General features: G+C 69.0%; 19 protein-coding genes and 1 tRNA gene. 7 read left to right on the top strand and 13 right to left on the bottom strand.

Going from position 1 to position 20,878, the window contains the following annotated elements; genetic code table 11:
• The first annotated feature begins 63 nt into the window (after positions 1–63).
• Positions 64–636, top strand: a complete 573-nt coding sequence (locus tag GGR16_RS24845; RefSeq protein ID WP_019402213.1) for an HNH endonuclease — start codon at positions 64–66, stop codon at positions 634–636.
• On the opposite strand, the gene GGR16_RS24840 is transcribed toward GGR16_RS24845, so the two are convergent.
• Together GGR16_RS24840 and GGR16_RS24835 are read right to left on the bottom strand one after the other, a co-directional pair.
• The gene (locus tag GGR16_RS24840) at positions 637–1,158 is read right to left on the bottom strand and encodes a disulfide bond formation protein B (protein ID WP_183318800.1); all 522 of its coding nucleotides are present in this window, start codon (positions 1,156–1,158) and stop codon (positions 637–639) included. It abuts the gene before it with no gap.
• Between the two features lie 109 nt (positions 1,159–1,267).
• Positions 1,268–1,849: a YqaA family protein gene (locus tag GGR16_RS24835; protein WP_019402215.1), complete on the bottom strand. Its 582-nt coding sequence runs from the start codon at positions 1,847–1,849 to the stop codon at positions 1,268–1,270.
• A 164-nt stretch (positions 1,850–2,013) separates the two neighbouring features.
• Here GGR16_RS24835 and GGR16_RS24830 point away from each other — a divergent pair.
• Positions 2,014–2,098: transfer RNA gene (locus GGR16_RS24830), tRNA-Leu, on the top strand.
• A gap of 69 nt (positions 2,099–2,167) precedes the next feature.
• Here the strand turns inward: GGR16_RS24830 and GGR16_RS24825 are convergent.
• The 3 genes from GGR16_RS24825 to GGR16_RS24815 all read right to left on the bottom strand — a co-directional run bounded on the left by GGR16_RS24825 (position 2,168) and on the right by GGR16_RS24815 (position 3,745).
• A complete protein-coding gene (locus GGR16_RS24825) occupies positions 2,168–2,443 on the bottom strand; it encodes an Atu4866 domain-containing protein (protein ID WP_246373313.1) in 276 nt (91 codons plus the stop codon).
• Between the two features lie 85 nt (positions 2,444–2,528).
• The gene (locus GGR16_RS24820; RefSeq protein WP_183318798.1) at positions 2,529–3,008 is read right to left on the bottom strand and encodes a carboxymuconolactone decarboxylase family protein; all 480 of its coding nucleotides are present in this window, start codon (positions 3,006–3,008) and stop codon (positions 2,529–2,531) included.
• Between the two features lie 11 nt (positions 3,009–3,019).
• Positions 3,020–3,745 carry an SDR family oxidoreductase gene (locus GGR16_RS24815; RefSeq protein ID WP_183318796.1) on the bottom strand — a complete coding sequence of 242 codons (726 nt, stop codon included), beginning with the start codon at positions 3,743–3,745 and terminating at the stop codon, positions 3,020–3,022.
• Positions 3,746–3,865: 120 nt separating this feature from the next.
• Between GGR16_RS24815 and GGR16_RS24810 the strand changes: the two genes are divergently transcribed.
• On the top strand, positions 3,866–4,756 hold the full coding sequence (locus GGR16_RS24810; RefSeq protein WP_183318794.1) for a LysR family transcriptional regulator: 891 nt from the start codon (positions 3,866–3,868) through the stop codon (positions 4,754–4,756).
• 7 nt (positions 4,757–4,763) lie between these two features.
• Here the strand turns inward: GGR16_RS24810 and GGR16_RS24805 are convergent, their stop codons facing one another.
• On the bottom strand, positions 4,764–5,240 hold the full coding sequence (locus GGR16_RS24805; RefSeq protein WP_183318792.1) for an Lrp/AsnC family transcriptional regulator: 477 nt from the start codon (positions 5,238–5,240) through the stop codon (positions 4,764–4,766).
• Positions 5,241–5,376: 136 nt separating this feature from the next.
• Here GGR16_RS24805 and GGR16_RS24800 point away from each other — a divergent pair, with 136 nt between their 5' ends.
• Positions 5,377–7,785, top strand: a complete 2,409-nt coding sequence (locus tag GGR16_RS24800) for a transketolase (RefSeq protein ID WP_019402221.1) — start codon at positions 5,377–5,379, stop codon at positions 7,783–7,785.
• Between the two features lie 90 nt (positions 7,786–7,875).
• On the opposite strand, the gene GGR16_RS24795 is transcribed toward GGR16_RS24800, so the two are convergent.
• The 6 genes from GGR16_RS24795 to GGR16_RS24770 all read right to left on the bottom strand — a co-directional run bounded on the left by GGR16_RS24795 (position 7,876) and on the right by GGR16_RS24770 (position 15,195).
• Entirely contained in the window at positions 7,876–8,073 is a 198-nt protein-coding gene (locus GGR16_RS24795; RefSeq protein ID WP_019402222.1) for a hypothetical protein, read from the bottom strand.
• Positions 8,074–8,187: 114 nt separating this feature from the next.
• Positions 8,188–9,111 (bottom strand): 3,5-dioxohexanoate:acetyl-CoA acetone transferase, encoded by a 924-nt coding sequence (kce, locus tag GGR16_RS24790; RefSeq protein WP_183318790.1) that lies wholly within the window; start codon positions 9,109–9,111, stop codon positions 8,188–8,190.
• A 31-nt stretch (positions 9,112–9,142) separates the two neighbouring features.
• Positions 9,143–10,078 (bottom strand): 3-hydroxyacyl-CoA dehydrogenase, encoded by a 936-nt coding sequence (locus GGR16_RS24785; protein WP_183318788.1) that lies wholly within the window; start codon positions 10,076–10,078, stop codon positions 9,143–9,145.
• Positions 10,079–10,257: 179 nt separating this feature from the next.
• Entirely contained in the window at positions 10,258–12,771 is a 2,514-nt protein-coding gene (locus tag GGR16_RS24780) for a branched-chain amino acid ABC transporter ATP-binding protein/permease (RefSeq protein ID WP_183318786.1), read from the bottom strand.
• Between the two features lie 11 nt (positions 12,772–12,782).
• Positions 12,783–13,661, bottom strand: a complete 879-nt coding sequence (locus GGR16_RS24775) for a branched-chain amino acid ABC transporter permease (protein ID WP_019402226.1) — start codon at positions 13,659–13,661, stop codon at positions 12,783–12,785.
• Positions 13,662–13,941: 280 nt separating this feature from the next.
• On the bottom strand, positions 13,942–15,195 hold the full coding sequence (locus GGR16_RS24770) for an ABC transporter substrate-binding protein (protein ID WP_183318784.1): 1,254 nt from the start codon (positions 15,193–15,195) through the stop codon (positions 13,942–13,944).
• Positions 15,196–15,427: 232 nt separating this feature from the next.
• Here GGR16_RS24770 and GGR16_RS24765 point away from each other — a divergent pair, with 232 nt between their 5' ends.
• From GGR16_RS24765 to GGR16_RS24755, 3 genes are all read left to right on the top strand, one after another.
• The gene (locus GGR16_RS24765) at positions 15,428–16,126 is read left to right on the top strand and encodes a GntR family transcriptional regulator (RefSeq protein WP_019402228.1); all 699 of its coding nucleotides are present in this window, start codon (positions 15,428–15,430) and stop codon (positions 16,124–16,126) included.
• 29 nt (positions 16,127–16,155) lie between these two features.
• On the top strand, positions 16,156–16,932 hold the full coding sequence (locus GGR16_RS24760; RefSeq protein ID WP_183318782.1) for an SDR family oxidoreductase: 777 nt from the start codon (positions 16,156–16,158) through the stop codon (positions 16,930–16,932).
• A gap of 404 nt (positions 16,933–17,336) precedes the next feature.
• Complete coding sequence (locus tag GGR16_RS24755) at positions 17,337–18,464, top strand: PLP-dependent cysteine synthase family protein (RefSeq protein ID WP_183318780.1); 1,128 nt, start codon at positions 17,337–17,339, stop codon at positions 18,462–18,464.
• A 125-nt stretch (positions 18,465–18,589) separates the two neighbouring features.
• On the opposite strand, the gene GGR16_RS24750 is transcribed toward GGR16_RS24755, so the two are convergent.
• Entirely contained in the window at positions 18,590–20,833 is a 2,244-nt protein-coding gene (locus GGR16_RS24750) for a heavy metal translocating P-type ATPase (protein ID WP_210289706.1), read from the bottom strand.
• Between the last annotated feature and the right edge of the window lie 45 nt (positions 20,834–20,878).

Raw genomic sequence — 20,878 nt, 5'->3', positions numbered from 1 at the left:
TAGACTATCTCTGCTGACGGATTCGCACGTCACGTGCGAGGTCCCCAACCAGCGGAGGCCCCCGTGACGGTGCACGTGCCTCAATCGACGGTGTCGCCGGATGCCTGTCCGGCCCTAGTGCTCAACGCCGATTACAGGCCGTTGAGCTACTACCCGCTTTCGCTCTGGGGCTGGCAGGACACCATCAAGGCGGTCTTCCTCGAGCGGGTCAACATCCTCTCGCACTACGACCGAACGGTCCGAAGTCCGAGCTTCGAGATGCGCCTGCCCTCGGTCGTCTGCCTCAAGACCTACGTCAAACCGTCACGACAACCCGCCTTCACCCGGTTCAACGTTTTCCTGCGCGATCGTTTCACCTGCCAATATTGCGGCTCCCGCGAAGACCTCACATTCGACCATCTCATTCCCCGGTCGAAGGGCGGGCAGACCACCTGGGACAACGTCGTCACCGCCTGTTCCCCGTGCAACCTGCAGAAGAGCGACCGCCTGCCCGAGGATGTCGGGATGTGGCCCGGCCAGCTGCCCTACGCCCCGAGCGTGCAGGACCTGCACCACAACGGCCGCCAGTTCCCGCCCAACTACCTGCACGACAGCTGGCTAGACTATCTCTACTGGGATACCGAACTCGAGCCCTGATCAGCCGCGCGTCAGCGCCGCCTTCGCGCCGAGCGCCGCCACGGCCGCAATGGCCAGCGAGATCAGCACGTTCCAGCCCGCCAGCGACAGCCCCAGAAAGCGCCAGGCCGCCTCCGTGCAGCTGACGACGCGCACGCCCTGCAGGCTCTGCAGGAAGTCGCCGACCGCCTCGGGGCTCGCCCCGCCCGTGCCGGCGCAGTCGCTCGGCCCGAGCCACCAGCCCCATTCGACGCCCGCGTGATAGGCGCCGAGGCCCGCGCTGACGAGGAAGACGACGGCGAGCAGCAGCAGGCCGACGCCGCTCGCCCGCTCCAGTGCCGGCCGGGGCGGCAGCAGGGCGAGGCCGAGGGCGATGGGCATCGCCACATAATAGGGATTGCGCTGCATGAGGCAGAGCGGGCACGGCCGCAGGCCGAAGCCGTGCTCGAAGACGAGCGCGCCGCCGATGGTCGCGGCCGCGGCGAGGAGGACGGCGAGCGCGACGCGCCGCGGGCTCGCCAGAAACTCGGCCAGTGCGTTCATCCGCCTCGTCCTCCGTCGGCGCCGTCCCGGACGCCTTGTCCTTCCATGTGGCGCAGATGGCCACAGGTCACATCGGGTTGCATCTCACGATCGGCTGAAGCCACCGGCGTCAGAAGAGAAGGACCGCGGCGGCGAAGCCGCCGACGATGCCCACGATGACGATGGACGCCACCAGCGTCAGGTGCTCGTCGAGCAGGCGCCGGATGGGGCCGCCGAAGCGGTGCATCACCCCGGCGACGAGGTAGAAGCGGGCGCCGCGCGTCACGATGGACAGGAGCATGAACCAGAAGAGGTCGTAGCCGGCAAAACCCGAGGTGATGGTGACGAGCTTGTAGGGGATCGGTGTGAGCCCCTTCAGCAGGATGACCCAGTGCCCGTATTCCGCATAGGCGCTGCGGAAGGTCTCCACCTTGTCGCCGTAGCCGTAGAGCTGGATGAGCCACAGCCCGAGCGAATCGTACAGCAAGGCCCCGATCGCATAGCCGAGGAGGCCGCCGGCGACCGAGGTGACCGTGCAGACCATGGCGTAGAACCAGGCCCGGTCCGGCCGCGCCAGCGCCATCGGCACCAAGACGACGTCGGGCGGCACGGGAAAGAACGAGCTCTCCGAAAAGGAAACCGCGCCGAGGGCCCAGGTGGCGCGGGGCCGGCCGGCGAGTGAGAGCGTCCAGTCGTAGAGGCGTCGGAACATCGGCTTCGCTTACCGGGCGGGCGGGCGCTTGTCCATCGGCCAACGAGCCGCACCGGCACAAAGCCTCGCACATCGATATGTCGTGGCAATCCTTTCTAATGCATTGACCGGCGTTGCGCCGCCGCTATGATCCGCCGCGCCCCGGCTCACGCCGGCGGAAATGTGCGGGCGTGGCGGAATTGGTAGACGCAGCGGACTCAAAATCCGCCGGAGCAATCCTTGTCGGTTCGAGTCCGACCGCCCGCACCAGCTTTCCCTTTCACGCTTTCAGACGCCGTCGAGCCCGCCGCCCGCTGCGGCGGGGCGCCGCGTCGGACGCTACTCCTTCCGGTAGAGGATCATCCCGCCGTGATGGAGGACGCCGTCGATGAACTCGCCGTCGGCGGTGAAGCCGGTATCGTCCCAATAGTCGATGTGGTTGCCGCGCACCTCGTAGCGGCCCTGATAGGCGCTCTCGCGGGCGCCGCGCGCCTCGTCATAGCGGCCGTTCGGCAGCAGGTTGTGGCGAATGTGGCCGTCGGCGGTGACCCACATGCCGACGTAAGGGTGGCTCTCGGCCGGCGGGGCCACCGGCTGCTCCGGTTGCGGGGTCATCTGGGCAAGGCCTTTCTGGGCTGGGAGGAGTGCCGCGCCTGCGAGCAGCGCGGCGGCGAAAAGCGTCAGGCGATGGTTCATGGCATCACTCCTCGGGGCTGCGGCCGGAAGCGGCGCGCTCGGCGAACAGCTCCGCCAGGGCCCGGGAGGCGGCGATCGCCCGGGGAAAGCCGGCCGGCACGGTCACCATGTAGATGATCTCCTTCAGCTCTTCCTCGGAGACGCCGATGTTGAGCGCGTAGCCGGCATGGACCTTCATGAAGCCAGGCTCACCCATGGCGGCGAAGGCTGCGACGGCGGCGAGCTGGCGCGTGCGGTTGTCGAGGCCGGGCCGGGACCAGACATCGCCCAGCGCATAGCCCTCCGTCGCTTCGGCGAGGAACGGGAACTCCCGCCGCATGCCCTCCAGCACGGCCTGCGGGGCACCGTTGTTCAGGCCCCTGACGACGGCATCGCCGCGCCGCAGGCGCTCCTGCGTCGTCTCGGCAACCGCAGCCCCCGGGGCCGCGGCGAGCAGGAACGCCGCGGCGGCCGGCCCATACGTCGAACGTGCAGCAAAGGTCATTCTCGCCTCCCTCACCTGGTCGCCGTCGGGCGGACGACGATCTCGTTGACGTCGACATCGTCCGGCTGCTCGATGGCGTAGCGGACGGCCCGGCCGATGGCGTCGGGCTTGAGGGCGATGGCGCGATAGGTCTTCATCGCCTCGGCCGCCACGGGGTCGGTGATCGAATCGGCGAGTTCGCTCTCGACCACGCCCGGATGGATGCAGGTGACGCGGATGCTGTCGTGCTCCTGCCTGAGGCCGTCCGAGATGGCCCGCACGGCATATTTCGTGGCACAATAGACGGCGGCCGTGGGCGAGACGGCGAGCGCGCCGATGGAGGCGATGTTGATGATGTGGCCGGAGCCGCGGCCGGTCATCTCGGGCAGCACGGCGGCGATGCCGTAGAGCACGCCCTTGATGTTGACGTCGACCATGCGGTCCCACTCGTCGACCTTCAGCGAAGCCATCAGCGAGAGCGGCATGACGCCGGCGTTGTTGACGATGACGTCGACGCGGCCGAAGGTCTCGCGCGCGGCCTCGGCAAAGGCGGCGACATCGGCGCGGTCGGTGACGTCGAGGCGGCGCACCATCGCCGCCCCGCCCGTCGACCGGATCTCTTCGGCGAGGGCCTCCATCCGGTCGGTGCGGCGGGCGCCCAGCGCGACCTTGGCGCCGGCAGCGCCGAGCTCCCGGGCAATGGCGGCACCGATGCCGCTCGATGCGCCGGTGATGAGGACGACCTTGTCGAGGGACATGCAAATCTCCCGTTTCCGTTGGTGTTCGGCCGCCATGCGGCGGTTGCCACCAAGGTAGGACTGCCCCATTGTTGCGATAACATGCTCATTCGTTGCCATTGCGGAAAGAAATTCTAACCAATGCAGCCGGACCTCAATGCCCTCGCCGTCTTCGTACTCGTGGCGGAGGAGCGCAGTTTTCGGGCTGCGGCGGACCGCCTGGGCGTCACCCGCTCGGCGGTCAGCCAGACCATCCGGCGGCTCGAGGAGACGCTCGGCATCGCCCTCGTGCAGCGCACGACGCGCAGCGTCAGCCTGACGGAGGCGGGCGAGCGCCTCCATGCGCAGGTGGCCCCGGCGATCGCCGACATGCGCACCGCCGTCGAGGCGACCGGGAACCTGCGGGCGGGGCCGCGCGGCCAGTTGCGGCTCGCCGTCTCCTCGATCGCGGAGCGCTTCCTGTCCGGGCCCTTCCTGGCGCGCTTCGCCGAGGACAATCCCGAGATCCAGCTCGACATCACGGTGACGGACGAGGAGTTCGACATCGTCGCCGAGGGCTACGACGCCGGTGTCAGGCTGGGCGAGGTGATCGAGCAGGACATGATCGCCGTGTCGATCGCCGGGGACGAGCGGCAGCTCGCGGTCTGCGCGCCGGCCTATCGCGACCGCTTCGGCCTGCCGTCGCATCCGGCCGCGCTCGCCCGCCACCGCTGCATCGGCTGGCGCCCGGCCCCGCGGGTCGTGCCCTACCGGTGGGAGTTCGCCGAGGACGGCAAGGAGTTCAGCGTCGCCGTCGCGCCGGAGATCACGACGAACGACATGGCGCTGATGATCAAGCTCGCCCTTGCCGGCGCCGGGATCACCTTCGGCATGGAAGAGAGCTTTCGTCCCTTCATCGAGCGGGGCGAGCTCGTTCCTCTCCTGGAAGATTTCTGCCCGCGCTTCGCCGGCTTCTACCTGTACTACCCGAGCCGCCGCAACGTCGCCCCGAAGCTGCGCGCGCTCATCGAGCACGTGCAGCGCTTCCGGTGAGCGGCCATCAGCGCAGGGGCAGCACGTGGGTGTGCTTGACCTGCTCCAGCGCGAAGCTCGACTCGATGGAGGCGACCCCGTCGAGGCGCGTCAGCTTCTCCTTGAGGAAGCGCTCGTAGGCCGGCAGGTCGGCGCAGACCACGCGCATCAGGTAATCGCGCTGGCCGGTCATGAGGTAGCATTCCATCACCTCGGGCCAGCGGGAGACGGTGGCGGCGAAGCGGTCGAGCTCCTCCTCGCGCTGGCGCTCGAGCTTGATGGAGATGAAGACGCTGACCCGCAGGTCGACGGCTGCCTGGTCGACCACCGCGACATAGCCCCGGATGACGCCGGCCTCCTCGAGCAGGCGCACGCGGCGCAGGCAGGGCGAGGTGGTGAGGCCGACCCGCTCCGCCAGCGCCTGGATGGTCGTGCGCCCGTCCGCCTGCAGGGCGGCGAGGATGCGCCGGTCGATGTCGTCGAGGACGACGTGGCGTTTTTTCATCGCAGGAGCCAGATCTTCTCTCTATAATTGCCATGATTTGAACGTGCGCTGGCAAATTTGGCAAGTTATGCCACGTTGCGCGCCCTAGGCTAACCCTGTCGCGGCCGCCGCCGCCCAGAACGACAGAGGGACTGCCATGACGGACGAGCGCCTCGCCCATCTCTCCGCGCTGGAGAAGAAGGTGCTGTGGCTGGCGACGTGGACCATCCACAACGCCAACCACCTGCGGGACAACGAGGACGGGCTCAAGATCGGCGGGCACCAGGCCTCCTCCGCCTCGCTCGCCACCATCATGACGGCGCTCTACTTCTCGGCCTTGAGGCCGCAAGACCGGGTGGCGGTGAAGCCGCACGCGAGCCCCATCTTCCACGCCATCCAGTATCTCCTCGGCCACCAGAGCAAGGAGAAGCTCGCCGATTTCCGCGCCTACAAGGGCGCGCAGTCCTACCCCTCGCGCACCAAGGACATCGACGACGTCGACTTCTCCACGGGCTCGGTCGGGCTCGGCGTGGCGCAGACGCTGTTCGCCTCGCTGGTGCAGGACTACGTCAAGGCGCACGGCTGGGCGAAGGACTGGCCGGAGGGGCGCATGGTCGCCCTCATCGGCGACGCCGAGATGGACGAGGGCAACATCTTCGAGGCCTTGCTCGAGGGCTGGAAACAGGGCCTCCGCAACTGCTGGTGGATCATCGACTACAACCGCCAGAGCCTCGATGCCGTCATCCGCGAGGGGCTGTTCTCGCGTTTCGAGGCGCTATTCTCGGCCTTCGGCTGGGAGGTGGTGACGCTGAAATACGGCTCGCTGCTGGAGGAGGCCTTTCGCGAGAAGGGCGGCGAGGCGCTGCGGCGCTGGATCGACACCTGCCCCAACCAGCTCTATTCGGCGCTGACCTTCCAGGGCGGCGCGGCCTGGCGCAAGCGCCTCCTCGACGACATCGGCGACCAGGGGCCGGTCACCGCGCTCATCGAGCGGCGCAGCGACGAGGCGCTGGCACGGCTGATGACGAACCTCGCCGGCCATGACCTGCCCTCGCTCATCGCGGCCTTCGAGGCGGCGAAGGCGCACGACAAGCCGGTCGTCTTCATCGCCTATACGATCAAGGGCTTCGGCCTGCCGCTCGCCGGGCACAAGGACAACCATTCCGGGCTGATGACGCCGGCCCAGATGGAGGGCTTCCGCAAGGCGATGAACATCCGCCCGGGGCACGAGTGGGACCACTTCGAGGGCCTCGGCGTCGATGCGCGCAAGCTGCAGGCCTTCCTCGACGCCGTGCCGTTCAACGCCCGCGGGGCGCGGCGGCTCACCGCTCCGCGCGTGCCCGTGCCGGCGGAGCTGCCAGCGCCGAAGCAGGCGGAGATATCGACCCAGCAGGGCTTCGGCCTCGTGCTCAACGAGCTCGCCCGCTCGGACACGGCGCTCGCCGAGCGCATCGTCACCACCTCCCCGGACGTGACCGTGTCGACCAATCTCGGGCCGTGGGTCAACCGGCGCGGGCTCTTCGCGCGCGAGGCGATGGCCGACACCTTCCGGCAGGAGCGCATTCCCTCGACCTTCAACTGGGACTTCTCGCCCAAGGGCCAGCACATGGAGCTCGGCATCGCCGAGATGAACCTGTTCATCATGCTCTCGGCGCTCGGCCTGTCGCACAGCCTGTTCGGCGAGCGGCTCCTGCCCGTCGGCACGCTCTACGACCCCTTCATCGCCCGCGGGCTCGATGCGCTGAACTATGCCTGCTACCAGGATGCGCGCTTCCTGCTCACGGCGACGCCCGCGGGCATCACGCTGGCGCCGGAAGGCGGGGCGCACCAGTCGATCGCGACGCCGCTCATCGGCATGGCGCAGGACGGGCTCGCGGCCTTCGAGCCCGCCTTCGTCGACGAGCTTTCCGTCATCATGCGCTTTGCCTTCGACTACATGCAGCGCAGCGGCGAAGCCGCGGACGAGGACGGCAGCGCCGCCCGCTCATGGCTGCGCGACGAGACCGGCGGCTCAGTCTACCTGCGCCTGTCAACGCGGCCTCTCGCCCAGCCGCAGCGCACGATGAGCGCGGATCTTGCCCGCGACATCATCGACGGGGCCTACTGGCTGCGCGAGCCGGGGCCGAATGCGGAGATCGTCGTCGCCTATGCCGGCGCCATCGCGCCGGAAGCCATCGCCGCGGTGGGCCTGATGGCGGAGGACCGGCGCGACGTCGGCCTGCTCGCCGTCACCTCGGCCGACCGGCTCAATGCCGGCTGGACGGCGGCCAGCCGGGCCCGGGAGCGCGGCCTCGTGCACGCGCGGAGCCATGTCGAGCGGCTGTTCGAGAAGCTGCCGCCGCATTGCGGCATCGTCAGCGTGCTTGACGGCCACCCGGCGACGCTCGCCTGGCTGGGCGCCGTCGGCGGCCATCGCACCCGCTCGCTCGGGGTGGAGCATTTCGGCCAGACGGGCAGCCTCGCCGATCTCTACCGGCACTACGGCATCGACACGCAGGCCATCGTCGCGGCCGCCGAGACGCTGGCACCCGGCCGGCCGATCCGGCACCTCAGGGCGCTCGGCTGAAACGAAAGAACCCGGAGGTCGGCGCGACCTCCGGGTTCTCGAATCTCGAATATTGCCGACGGTGGATCGGCCTTCCAGCCGCGCGCGGGATCAGTAGCCGCGGCCGTTGCCCAGCACGTCACCGCCGAAGCGATCGTCACGCGGCAGCGGCGTTTGCATCAACTGATCCTCGACATATTTCGGCGTGCCGGACGGGATGTCTCCATCCACGCCCGAGCGTGACAGATTGCAGGCGGCGAGCGTGAGGGCAAAGCCCGTAGCAGCAAGCGCCACAACGAAGCGCGGCATGGAACCTCCTTGAGTCTTAGGTGGCGCCATTCGACATGAGCGACCTGCCGGGCGCAAGCAAGAAGAGGCAGGCCGCACAACTTCGCCACAGCCATAAGGCTTTGCTGCAACACTTCAGAAGCCGACCTGATCGCCGCCCTTGAGGTCGAGGATCTGGCGCGCCTCGTCCGGCGTCGCGATCTCGAGGCCGAGGCCCTCGACGATCTGGCGGGCAAGGCGCACCTGTTCGGCGTTCGATTCAGCGAGCCTGCCGGGCCCGGCCCAGAGGGAATCCTCGAGCCCCACGCGCACGTTGCCGCCCATGGCGGCGGCCATCGCTGCGATCGGCAACTGGTTGCGTCCGGCGCCGAGCACGGACCACTGGTACTTGTCGCCGAAGAGCCTGTCAGCCGTGCGCTTCATGTGCTGCACGTCCTCCGGATGGGCGCCGATGCCGCCGAGGAGACCAAAGACCGTCTGCACGAAGAGCGGCGGCTTGACGAGGCCGGCGTCGAGGAAATGCGCCAGGTTGTAGAGATGGGCCGTGTCGTAGCACTCGAACTCGAAGCGTGTGCCGGCATCCGACAGCGTGCGCAGCACGTATTCGATGTCCTGGAAGGTATTGCGGAAGACGATGTCCTTGTTGCCGAGGTGCTTCTCCTCCCACTCGTGCCTGAAGTCCTTGAAGCGGTTCAGCATGCCGAAGAGGCCGAAGTTCATGGAGCCCATGTTGAGCGAGGCGACTTCGGGCTTCCACGTCGCGGCGGGCTTCACGCGCTCCTGGACGGTCATGTAGGGCGCGCCGCCGGTCGTGAGGTTCACGACGCAGTCGGAGCGCTGCTTGATGATCTTGAGGAAGGGCTCGAAGGCCTCGGCCGACTGGTCGGGCTGGCCGGTTTCAGGGTTGCGGGCGTGCAGGTGGACGATGGCCGCCCCCGCCTCGGCGGCGCCGATGGCGGCGTCCGCGATCTCCTCCGGCGTCACCGGCAAGGCGGGCGACATGGAGGGCGTGTGGATGGCGCCGGTGACGGCGCAGGTGATGATGACTTTACGGGCCATGATGGACACTCCGACTGGTCGGGAAAAAGGATCAGGGGTCACCGGGCTGGCTCTTCTTGTGGGCGGCGAGCGCGGCGAGGCGCCGGTTGCGCCATTCGCTGCGCGCGGCGATGCGGGACGGATCACCCGAGCCGTGCCAGGCGGCGAGGACCTTCTCGACGTTCTCCGGGTCGTAGACCTCCGGGCGGGCCGGGTCGGCCGCGAGGCGCTTGTAGAAGCCGGTGTAGCGTGCGCAGTAATCGGCCATGCCGCCGGGAGCATTCAATTCGATGGTCTCGAACGGGCCGATGAAGGACCAGCGCAGGCCGAGCCCATCCTTCACCGTGTGGTCGAGGTCCTGCGGCGAGACATAGCCCTCCTCGACCAGGCGGAAGGCCTCGGCCAGCAGCGCGCCCTGAAGGCGGTTGAGGATGAAGCCGTCGATCTCGTTCCTGACCGTGACCGGCACCTGGCCGACGGCCTCGTAGATGGCGCGGGCACGTTCCATCGTCTCGGACGCCGTCCAGGGCGCGCCGCACAATTCCACCACCGGCACGAGATGCGGCGGATTGACGGGATGGGCGACGAGGCAGCGCGCCCGGCCGGGCAGATCCTCGGTGAAGAGCGAGGCGACGATGGCCGAGGTCGAGGAGGCGAGCATGGCATCGGGCCGCGCCAGCCGGTCGAGATCGGCATAGATGGCGCGCTTGGCTTCCACCTTCTCCGGCCCGTTCTCCTGCACGATGTCCGCCTCGCCCACCGCTTCGGCAAGGGAGGCGGCGACGTGCGCCCGGGCGGCGACGGCTGCCACATCGTCGACGAGCCCGTGGCGGGCAAGTTCCTCGCATTCACGGGCAATGAGCGCCGGCGCCTCGGCGAGGGTCGGCCGATGCGGATCCCACAGGCGCACGTCCCAGCCGGCACGAGCAAAGACGATGGCCCAGGCCCGGCCGATGAGGCCTGCTCCCACGATGGCGGCGGTCGGCATGTGTCAGGTTCTCCCAGCTCAATTCTCAAGCAGCGCGAGCGGCTGGCCCCCTCCCCCTTGTGGGGAGGGGCAGGGGTGGGGTCCTGCCGAAAGGACATCGCATCCTTCATACGCCCCCCCCTCCCTACCCTCCCCCACAAGGGGGGAGGGATAGCCTGCCCCTCGGCACCGCTGCCTCCTCATAACCACAGCACCTTGCGGCGCAGGTCGAGATCCTCGCGCAGCGCCTTCGACGGGCCGGCGTGGATGACCTCGCCGCGCTCCAGCGCCACCGTCTGGTCGGACAGGGCGAGCGCGAGATCGAGGTGATGGTCGACGATGATGATGGCGACCTCCTTGCGCAGGCGATCGAAGCTCTCGAAGAGCTGCTCGACCACCGCCGGGGCGAGGCCCTCGAAGGGCTCGTCGAGCAGGAGCACGCGCACGTCGCCCGACAGTGCCCGCGCCACGGCAACCATCTGCTGCTCGCCGCCGGAGAGGTAGTCCGCCGGCGTGTCGAGCCGCTCGCGGATGCGCGGGAAATAGTCGTAGATGCGCTCGAGATCCCAGTGGATGCCGTTGCCGGTGCGGCGCTTGAGGCGGCCGAGCTCCAGGTTCTCTGCCACCGTCATGCCGGCGAAGAGCCCCCGCCCCTGCGGCACATAGCCGATGCCGAGGCGCGCCACCTCCGCCGAGGGGCGGCCGAGGAGTTCCTCGCCCGCGAGGCTGATGGAGCCGCGCGCAGCCGGGGCGATGCCGACGAGGGACTTCAGCAGCGTCGACTTGCCGGCGCCGTTGCGGCCGAGCAGCGCCACGATCTCGTTCTCGTGCACGGTGAAGCCGACGCCGTTCAGAATATGGCTCTTGCCATAATAGGTGTGGACGTCGCGGAGCGTCAGGATCGGCTCAGGGCGCGCCGCCGTCTCGCGGGGCCTGGCCGCGACATGGGCGGCGCCGGAGCCGATATAGACCTCCTGCACCCTCGGGCTCGAACGCGCGTCCTCCACCGTGCCGTCGAGCAGCAAGCGCCCGTCGTTCATCACCGTCACATGGTCGGCGAGCTTGAAGACGCGGTCGATGTCGTGCTCGACGAGCAGCACCGGCACGTCCGCCGAAAGCCGCTTGATGATGTTGCCGATGCGCTCGCGCTCGGCCGCGGCGAGGCCGGCGAGCGGCTCGTCGAGGAGCAGCATGCGCGGGCGCGTCGCGAGCGCCAGCCCCATGTCGAGCAGGCGCTGGCCACCGTAGGAGAGCGAGCCGGCCTCGGCGCGCTCGATGCCGGCGACGCCGAGATAGCGCACGACCTCGGTCGTCTCGCCGTTGATCTCGGCGATGGCGCGCGCCTCCCGGAAGACGTTGAAGCGCTCGTGGTGGCGCGCCTGAACCGCGAGGCGGATGTTCTCCTCGACGCTGAGCGCCGGGAAGAGATTGGTGATCTGGAACGAGCGGCCGATGCCGGCTCGGCAGATGGCCTCCGGCGCCATGCCGGCGATGGAGCGGCCGGCGAGCGTGATCGTGCCTTCATCCGGCACGTACATGCCGGACAGGAGGTTGAAGGCCGTCGTCTTGCCGGCGCCGTTGGGGCCGATGAGCGCGTGCAGGGTGCGGTCCTCGACGGCGATGTCGAAGCCCTGGACGGCCTTGATGCCGCCGAAGTGCTTGACGACGCCGCGCGCCTCGAGCAGCGCGCTGTTGAAATGCTCGGCCGGCTTCAGGAACTCCGGCAGCGGCAGGTTCTCCACCTTGCGCGCCGCCATCGCCGCGGCCTCCTCCGTCTTCTTGCGGAACGGCACGAGAAGGCGCTCGCCGATACCGACGAGGCCGGTGGGCGAGAAGACGATGAAGGCGACGAAGAGAAGGCCGAACCAGAACAGCCAGTTCTCGGTGTAGATCGACAGGAATTCACGGAAGAGGATGAAGAACAGAGCCCCAAGCGCCGGCCCGAGGAAGCTGCGCATGCCGCCGATGACGACCATGGCGAGCAATTCGCCGGAGAAGGCCACCGAGATCGGCTCGGCCGAGGTCATGCGGTTCTTGTAGAGCAGCAGCATGCCGGCAAGGCCGGTGATGACGGCCGAAGCGACGAAGGCGATGAGCTTGTAGCGGTTCGTCGCATAGCCGAGGAAGCGTGCGCGCTGCTCGTTCTCGCGGATGGCGACGAGGACGGTGCCGACGGGCGAGTTGTGGAAGCGCCACAGCAGCACGACGACGAGGAAGCCGACGGCCGCGACGAACCAGTACCAGGCGGTGGAGCTCTCGAAATCGATGCCGAACCATTGCGGGCGCGTGATGCCGCCGAGGCCGTTCTCGCCGCCGGTCACCTCCGTCCAGCGGAAGGCGACGACATGCAGCATGGCGGCGAGCGCCAGGGTCATCAGCGAGAAATAGACGCCGCGCCGGCGCAGGATGAGATAGCCGAAGACCGTCGAGACGATGAGGACGGCGCCGAGGCCGAGGAGGACGGGCGCCACGAACGAGCCCGGGAAGAGCTCGCGCTGGGCAATGCCGGCGACATAGGCCGCCATGCCGAACCAGGCGCCATGGCCGAAGGAGATGAGCCCGGTGTGGCCGGCGAGGATGTTGAGCGCCATGCAGGCGATGGCGAAGATGACGACCTCGGCCGCCGAGGTCATGGTGAGGCCGAGCGCGAGCAGCACGGACGGCAGGACGATGAGCCCGACGGCCGCGATGGCGAGCGAGGAATATTTCTGCATTGTGCTGCGCCTCACTCGAAGCGGGTGATGCGCTCGCCGAACAGGCCGCGCGGCCTGAACAGGAGGACGAGGAACATGAGGAGGTAGATGGCGGCCGTGGAGCCGGCGGAATAGCCGACCGCCACCATCAGTCCCTTGACGAGGCCGACGAGCACCGCCGCGACGACGACGCCCCAGAAGGAGCCGAGGCCGCCGATGACGACGACGACGAAGGCCGGCGTGATGATCTCCGCGCCCATGGCGGGATGGACGGAATAGATCGGCGCGAGCAGCACGCCGGCAAGGCCCGCAAGGCCGATGCCGAGCGCGGCCACGGCCGACATGTAGGGCTGCAGCGAGATGCCGAGCGCGCCGACCATGTCCGGGTTCTGCACGCCGGCCCGCACCACGCGGCCGAAGGCGGTCTTCTGCAGGAGGAACCAGAGCCCGGCGATACAGGCCACCGCGACAACGAGCAGCATCGAGCGGTAGTAGGAATAGATGAAGTCGCCGATGAACACCTGCCCGCGCAGGGCCGGCGGGATGGAATAGGACAAGGGCGGCGCGCCGAAGATCATGCGCAGCGCCTGCTCCGCGACCATGGCGAGGCCGAAGGTGAGCAGGAGTGAATAGATCGGATCCGTGCGGTAGAAGCGCGTGAACAGGACGCGCTCGATGAGGACGCCGAGCAGCGCCACCGCAACCGGCGAGACGACGAAGGAGCCGCCGAAGCCGATATAGGGCGACAGGACGATCGTGAGATAGGCACCGATGGCATAGAAGGCGCCGTGCGCCAGGTTGACGATGCCGCCGAGCGAGAAGATCAGCGACAGGCCGAGCGCGATGAGAAGGTAGTACACACCGTCGAGCAGGCCGTTGAGCACCTGCTGCAGGAAGAGCGTGAAGGTCACGAGGTCATGCTCCGGCGGTCGTTAACGGCTGGGCGGCGGGGCGTGCCATACCCTGAACTCTCTATCGGCATTGGCGTCCCGGCGGCCTGATCCTCCCCCTTAGGGGGAGGTGGCGCCGCGAAGCAGCAACGGAGAGGGCCACCGGCGGACACCGCAAGCGATATCCCGGCCATAACCCCACCCGTCTCGGTCCTTCGGACCGATCCACCCTCCCCCAAAGGGAAGGGATCATCGCGCCACCACGTTTAACCAGCCCACGGCGAGGCGGTTGCGCTCCTCCTCACGCCGGGAAGGTGCAGGCATTCTCCTCGCGCGTCGCGGCGATGGCGTCGAGCGGCTCGTCGGGGCCAGGGACAGGCCCGGACGAGGTGAAGATGTCCCACTGGTTCTCAACCTTGTCCGCCGGCAGGGCTGTCACGGCATACATCTCGTGCATGAGCTGGTGGTCGAAATCGCGGAAATAGCCCTCGCGCGTCTTCAGCACGTCGAACTTGGCGCCCTTCTCCCAATGTTCGACGAGCTGCAGCGATTCCGTCGATTTCAGCTCGTTCATCGACTGGGCGATGATCTTGAGCGCGATGTAGTCGCCCCAGGCCTGGTTCTCCGGCGGCTTGCCGTATTTCTTGACGAAGCCTTCGGTGAAGGCCTTCGAGCCGGGCGTCTCGAGGAGATGGTGCCAGACCACCGGCCAGGTGCCGACGAAATTGCCCTTGCCGGCCGCCCAGGCGAGCGCCGTATCGAAGCCGAAGCCGCCGATCGGGAAGGTGAGGCCGAACTCGGCATATTGCTTGAGGAAGTTGGTGATCTGCGCGCCGGCGAGGTTCAGCACCACGAGGTCGGGGCTCGCCGAGCGGATCTTGATGAGATAGGCGGAGAAGTCGGTCGCGTCCGTCGGCACGAGGTCGTCGCCCGCGAACTCGCCGCCGTTCGCCTCCATGAAGCGCTTGGCGACCGAGAGCAGGTCGTGGCCGAAGGCATAGTCGGCGGTGAGCGAATACCACTTCTTGCCCTTGACCAGCCCCTCCTGCATGAACGAGCGGCCGACCGATTTCACATACATGGAATTCTGCGATTCCACATGGAACATGAAGCGCTTGCAGTCCTTGCCGCGCAATGCGTCCGAATTGCCGCCGGTGTTGACGAAGAGCGTCTTCGTGCGCTGGGCGACCTGGGCGATGGTGAGGCAGGAGGCCGAGGAGATCTCGCCCACGATGCAGGTCACCTTGTCGCGCTCCACCATGCGCTCGGCCTTGGTCGAGGCCGTCTGGGGATTGACCGAATCCTCCTTCAGGATCTCGACCTTGCGGCCGAGGATGCCGCCCGCGGCGTTGATCTCCTCCACCGCCAGATCGGCCGCCATGACCGCATATTCACCGAGCGGCCCGAGGAAGCCCGTGCGCGGGGTGAGGTGGCCGAAGCGGATGACGTCGGACTGGGCACGCACGATGGCCGGCATGCCGAGCCCGGCGACGAGCGCGGTGCCGGCCGCCCCCTTCAGCAGACCGCGACGGGACAGATGATCCTTGACTGTCATGACCTCCCCCTTGGGCTTTGGCCGCTTCCTGCGGCGTGGTTTTCCATCCCCCGATCAACCTGCCGCCCGATGCGCTCACCCGGTGGCCGATCGATCGTCTCCAATCACTTGGGCCTGAAGCCCCGCAGGCGTCGCATCTCTGAGCGGATGCGTTCGGCGCTTGCCGTGATCTGTGATCACAGTTAGATTTTCCCATGTCTCGGCTGATGTCGAGTCTTTTTTGAGGTTACCCTTGCCGCTCGCCCCCGCCCTCAACGAGATCGCGCCGCTTGCCCGCCAGACCCTGGGCGACCGGACCTATGCGCAACTGAGCGAGCTTCTCGTCTCCGGCCGCCTCGCGCCGGGCGACAAGCTCTCGCTGCGCGGCGCGGCCGAGGCGCTCGGCGTCTCGATGATGCCGGTGCGCGAGGCGGTGAGCCGTCTCGTGGCGGACGGGGCGCTCGAAGTGGCGCCCAACCGGGCCGTGCGCGTGCCGATCATGACGACCGAGCAATTCCGCGACCTGGCGCGCGTGCGCATCGAGATCGAGGGCTATGCCACCGAGCAGGCGGCGCTGCTGCGCGACGACGAGGACCTGGCCGCCATCGGCCGCTGCGAGGAGGCCTTCCGGCTGGAGAGCCATGCCGAGAAGCCCGACGCGCCACTGTCGGTCGAGCTCAACAAGAACCTGCATTTCGCGATCTACGGGGCGGCGCGCTCGCCGATCCTCGTCGAGATCATCCGCGGGCTGTGGCTCAAGGTCGGGCCGATCCTCAACCTCGACCTCAGGGCCAATCCGGACCGGCTGACGAGCGGCGGGGCCCGGGAGCGGCACGCCGCGGCGCTCGCCGCCATCATCGCGAAGGACGGCGCGGCGGCCCGCGCCGCCATCGCCGAGGACATCCGCAACGCGGCGGACTTCATCATCTCCCGCGGGCAGCTCGCGGACTGACGAACCAAAGGGACGGAACGGAGAGGGCAATGGATCTCGACATCAAGGGCCTGCGTGTACTCGTGACAGCGGGCGCGAACGGCATCGGCCTCGAAATCGCCCGCGCCTTCGTGCGCGAGGGAGCCCGCGTGCATGTGTGCGACGTCGACACGGTGGCGCTCGACGCGCTCGCCGGGAGCGATCCGGCCCTGACGCGCTCCACCTGCGACGTGGCGGACCGGGCCTCGGTCGCACGGCTGTTCGAGGAGGCCCTCGCCGCGCTCGGAGGGCTCGACGTGCTCGTCAACAACGCCGGCATCGCCGGGCCGACAGGCAAGGTCGACGAGATCAACCCGGAGGACTGGGACCGCTGCGTCGCCGTGTGCCTCACCGGCCAGTTCAACTGCGCGCGCCTCGCCGTGCCGCACCTCAGGAAGAGCGGCAACGCCTCCATCGTCAATCTCGCCTCGGTGGCGGGACGCCTCGGCTTCGCGCTGCGCTCGCCCTACGCCGCCGCGAAATGGGGCGTCATCGGCTTCACCAAGTCGCTCGCCATCGAGCTCGGGGGGGACCGCATCCGCGTCAACGCCATCCTGCCCGGCCTCGTCGCCGGCGACCGGCAGCGGCGCGTGCTGGAGGCCAAGGCCCAGCAGCGCGGCCTGAGCTTCAAGGAGATGGAGGAGCGCGCCTTCTCCTTCACCTCGATCAAGGATTACGTCACCCCACAGCAGATCGCCGACCAGATCGTCTTCCTCGCGAGCCCGCGCGGACGCACCATTTCCGGCCAGGCCATCTCGATCTGCGGCGATACCCAGATGCTGAGCTGATCGCGGCCCGCTCCACTTCGGCGCTTCGTCTGCCGCCGCATTGTGCAGCTGCGAAATGAGCTGACGCCTTTTCGGGCGCCTCCGGCATTGTCCAGGCCGGGCAGGCGCACGGAAACCCGGCTCTTTCCGGCCGCGTCGCAGTTGGCACGGTTGATGCTTTTTCTTTCGGCGAAGACCCGGAGGGGGGTCTGACAAGCGCCACAACGGGCGCAGCCTTCAGCCGCCGCCGGCCGGATCCGACGCATCCGGCCGGCGGCTTTTTATCGATCACGGCGGATGGTGCGCCGCAAAAGCGCAAGGATGACCCGCGGCGGCGCTCCGGGGGAGAATGCCATTCCCCCGAGCGGGGCGGACGGGCGCCACAAAGCAATCCCTTTGCGCCGATCGACGACTAGTCTTGCCGCATGAGAACCCATCCTGCCGACGAACTTCCGTCCGCCCTCGCGGCGGGCATCTGCAGCCGCGCCTGGCTCAACGAGGCGATTGCCCGCATCGAGGCGGATTTCAACCGCTCGGCCGACACGCATCTGGTGCGGCTCGACCTGCCCAGGGCGCCCGGCATCACGCTCTACCTGAAGGATGAATCGAGCCATCCCACCGGCAGCCTCAAGCACCGGCTCGCCCGCTCGCTCATCCTCTACGGCCTGTGCAACGGCCGCATCGGCCCCGCGACGACGCTGGTCGAGGCCTCGAGCGGCTCGACCGCGGTGTCGGAAGCCTATTTCGCCCGGCTGCTCGGCCTGCGCTTCATCGCCGTGATGCCGCGCTCGACCTCGCCGGAGAAGGTGGCGGCCATCGCCTTCCATGGCGGCGAGAGCCATTTCGTCGACGATCCGAAGGCCGTCTACGAGACGGCCCGCCGCCTCGCAGAGGAAACCGGCGGCCACTATCTCGACCAGTTCACCTATGCGGAGCGGGCGACGGACTGGCGCGGCAACAACAACATCGCCGAATCCATCTTCACGCAGATGCGCCTCGAGCCGGCGCCCATCCCGGCCTGGCTCGTGTGCGGGGCCGGCACCGGCGGCACCTCGGCGACGCTCGGGCGCTACATCCGCTACCAGAAGCACGCGACGCGCCTGTGCGTGGCGGATCCCGAGGGCTCCATCTTCCACCGCCATTATGCTGACCGCAGCCTCAGGGAGCTCGAGCGCTGCGACTGCATCATCGAGGGCATCGGCCGGCCGCGCGCCGAGCCGTCCTTCGTGCCCGAGGTGGTGGACCGGATGATCGCCGTGCCGGATGCGGCGAGCATCGCAGCCATGCAGGTGACGAGCGAACTCCTCGGCCGGCGCGTCGGTGGCTCCACCGGCACCAACATGTGGGCCGTCGCCACCATCGTCAGCGAAATGATGACCGCCGGCCGCAGCGGCTCCGTCGTCACGTTGCTGTGCGACGCGGGCGAGCGCTACAGCTCCACCTACTACGACCCGGCCTGGCTCGCCGAGCGCCGGATCGACACCGCGCCCTGGCGCGAGAAGATGCTGCGCTTCCTCGACGGCTGCGGCCTCGCGCTGACCCAACCCTGCTGACGGGGCTCCCGTACCCCTGTGGGGGTGAGGGTCGTGACGCAGGCGCACTGCGGCCCGCCAAGCTGCCCCCCCTCCCTGTCCTCCCCCGCAAGGGGGGAGGGAAAGGGCGGCGTACCTTCTCGGCGTCACGCCCTCCGGAAGAACGCAAGTAGCCTCAGGGCGTTGAGCGTGACGAGCACGGTCGCGCCGGTATCGGCGAGGAGGGCCATCCACAGGCCCGTCGCGCCGACGACCGTGGTGACGAGGAAGAGCGCCTTGAGCCCGAGGGCGACGGCGATGTTCTGGCGCACGTTGGTCATGGTCGCGCGCGAAAGGCGCAGCAGCACCGGCACGTCGCGCACCCGGTCGTGCAGCAGGGCCGCATCGGCGGCTTCGAGCGCCACATCGGTGCCGCCGCCCATGGCAATGCCGACATGGGCCCGCGCCAGCGCCGGCGCATCGTTGATGCCGTCGCCGACCATGGCGATGCGCCGCCGGGCGGCGAGCTCGCCGATGGCCGCGGCCTTGTCCGCCGGCAACATGCCGCCCCTTGCCTCGACACCCAGCGCGCCGGCGATGGCCGCCGCTGTGCGCGGATTGTCGCCGCTCAGCATGAGGCTGCCGACGCCGAGCGCGCCGAGTTCCGCGACCGCCTCGGCCGCATCGGCCCGGGGCTCGTCGCGCAGGGCGAGCAGCCCGGCCGCCTCGGCACCGGCGACGATGACGACGACCGTCTTGCCCTCGCCTTCCAGCCGCGCGATCGACGCGCGCAAGGCGTCGTCGGGCGACGCCCTTTCGGCGGCGAAGGGCGGCGCGCCGATGAAGACGCGTGTGCCGTCGACCGTTCCTTCCATGCCCCTGCCGGGCAGGGCGCGCACATCCGAGGCCGCTGGTGGCTGGACGCCGTCCCTTTCGGCACGCGCCGCGACGGCTGCGGCGAGCGGGTGGCTGGAATGGCTCTCGACCGCGGCGGCGAGGGCGAGGAGGCCGGCGGCGTCACGGCTGCCGACGGGCACGATGTCGGTGACGACCGGGCGGCCGACGGTCAGCGTGCCCGTCTTGTCGAAGGCCACCGTATCGATGCCCGCCAGCCGCTCGATGACGGCGCCGCCCTTGACGAGCAGGCCATTGCGCGCTGCCGAGGACAACGACGAGGCCATGGCCGCGGGTACGGAGATGACGAGCGCGCAGGGGCAGCCGATGAGCAGCAGCGTCAGGCCGCGGTAGATCCACGTCATCCAGTCCCCGCCGGCGACGAGCGGCGGCGCCACCGCCACCGCGGCGGCGAGCGCCACGATGAGCGGCATGTACCAGCGGGCGAAATCGTCGATGAAGCGGGCGGTGGGCGCCTTGGCGTCCTGCGCCTCCTCGACGAGGCGCACGATGCGCGCGATGAGGTTGTCGGCGGCGCCCGCCTCCACCGTCACGCGCAGGGCCGCCTCGGCGTTGATGGCACCGGCGAAGACCTTGTCCCCCGGTCCCTTGGCGACGGGCACGGATTCGCCCGTGATCGGCGCCTCGTCGAGGCTCGAGCGCCCCTCGAGGACGACGCCATCGGCGGGCACCCTGTCGCCGGGGCGCACCACGACGACGTCGCCGATGGCGAGGGCCTCGGCCGGCACGCCTTCGAGCCGGCCACCGGTCTCGCGCAGGGCCGTCTGCGGGACAAGGGCGGCAAGGGCACGGATGCCGGAGCGGGCCTTCTCGGCCGCCACGCCCTCCAGCACCTCGCCGACGGAGAAGAGGAAGACGACGATGGCCGCCTCCTCCACCGCGCCGATGACGAGCGCGCCGATGACGGCAACCGTCATCAGCATGTCGATGGTCATGGGCGCGCCGGCCACGGCCTTGCGCAGCGCGGTCCGGGCGATGGGCGCGGCGGCGACGAGGCTCGCCACGATGAAGGCGGCATCGGCGAGGCGCGCATCGGCCAGGCTGACGCCGTAGGCAACGAGGAGGAGAAGCCCGGCCGCAATGGCGATGCGGCCCTTGCCGGTCGCCCACCAGGACGGTGACGCGGCCCGGCGGGGCTCGGCCGGCGTCGCTGCGCCCGGCGTCGCCGGTGACGCGAGGCGCGCGGCGCGATAGCCGAGGCGGCCGAGCAGCGCTTCGATCTCGCCGGTGCTCGTGCCGTTGCCCAGGTCCAGCGAGACGGTCTCGCGGGCGAGCGAAACGGAGACGCCCGAGACACCCGGCAGCCGCGACAGCGCCTTGTCGATGGTCGCGACGCAGCTCGCGCAGTCCATCCCCTCGACGCGCCAGGTGAAGGCCGCCGGCGAGGCCCCGCCGGAGGGGGCCCCGTGGTCGTGCTCGCCATGAGCGTGGTGATGGCCGCAGCAGCCGCCTGCTTCTTGCGGAAGATGCGCAGTGGAATGGGTGCCGGTGTGCATGAACCTGCCCGTCCGTTTCTGGTCAGGCAGGCACCATAATTCCTG

The sequence above is a fragment of the Chelatococcus caeni genome, from assembly GCF_014196925.1.
GTDB classification, from domain to species: Bacteria; Pseudomonadota; Alphaproteobacteria; order Rhizobiales; family Beijerinckiaceae; genus Chelatococcus_A; species Chelatococcus_A caeni.
The sequence above is the reverse complement of the archived record's forward strand: the minus strand, read 5'-3'. Positions and strand labels throughout refer to the sequence as shown.

Bases quoted from the DNA above. Each gene is read 5' to 3' on its own strand.
- kce (WP_183318790.1), bottom strand. From the start codon at position 9,111: ATGGCCCGTAAAGTCATCATCACCTGCGCCGTCACCGGCGCCATCCAC.
- GGR16_RS24840 (WP_183318800.1), bottom strand. From the start codon at position 1,158: ATGAACGCACTGGCCGAGTTTCTGGCGAGCCCGCGGCGCGTCGCGCTC.
- GGR16_RS24805 (WP_183318792.1), bottom strand. From the start codon at position 5,240: ATGAAAAAACGCCACGTCGTCCTCGACGACATCGACCGGCGCATCCTC.
- GGR16_RS24770 (WP_183318784.1), bottom strand. From the start codon at position 15,195: ATGACAGTCAAGGATCATCTGTCCCGTCGCGGTCTGCTGAAGGGGGCG.
- GGR16_RS24750 (WP_210289706.1), bottom strand. From the start codon at position 20,833: ATGCACACCGGCACCCATTCCACTGCGCATCTTCCGCAAGAAGCAGGC.
- GGR16_RS24795 (WP_019402222.1), bottom strand. From the start codon at position 8,073: ATGCCGCGCTTCGTTGTGGCGCTTGCTGCTACGGGCTTTGCCCTCACG.
- GGR16_RS24835 (WP_019402215.1), bottom strand. From the start codon at position 1,849: ATGTTCCGACGCCTCTACGACTGGACGCTCTCACTCGCCGGCCGGCCC.
- GGR16_RS24760 (WP_183318782.1), top strand. From the start codon at position 16,156: ATGGATCTCGACATCAAGGGCCTGCGTGTACTCGTGACAGCGGGCGCG.
- GGR16_RS24825 (WP_246373313.1), bottom strand. From the start codon at position 2,443: ATGACCCCGCAACCGGAGCAGCCGGTGGCCCCGCCGGCCGAGAGCCAC.
- GGR16_RS24815 (WP_183318796.1), bottom strand. From the start codon at position 3,745: ATGTCCCTCGACAAGGTCGTCCTCATCACCGGCGCATCGAGCGGCATC.
- GGR16_RS24780 (WP_183318786.1), bottom strand. From the start codon at position 12,771: ATGCAGAAATATTCCTCGCTCGCCATCGCGGCCGTCGGGCTCATCGTC.
- GGR16_RS24785 (WP_183318788.1), bottom strand. From the start codon at position 10,078: ATGCCGACCGCCGCCATCGTGGGAGCAGGCCTCATCGGCCGGGCCTGG.
- GGR16_RS24810 (WP_183318794.1), top strand. From the start codon at position 3,866: ATGCAGCCGGACCTCAATGCCCTCGCCGTCTTCGTACTCGTGGCGGAG.
- GGR16_RS24820 (WP_183318798.1), bottom strand. From the start codon at position 3,008: ATGACCTTTGCTGCACGTTCGACGTATGGGCCGGCCGCCGCGGCGTTC.
- GGR16_RS24755 (WP_183318780.1), top strand. From the start codon at position 17,337: ATGAGAACCCATCCTGCCGACGAACTTCCGTCCGCCCTCGCGGCGGGC.
- GGR16_RS24800 (WP_019402221.1), top strand. From the start codon at position 5,377: ATGACGGACGAGCGCCTCGCCCATCTCTCCGCGCTGGAGAAGAAGGTG.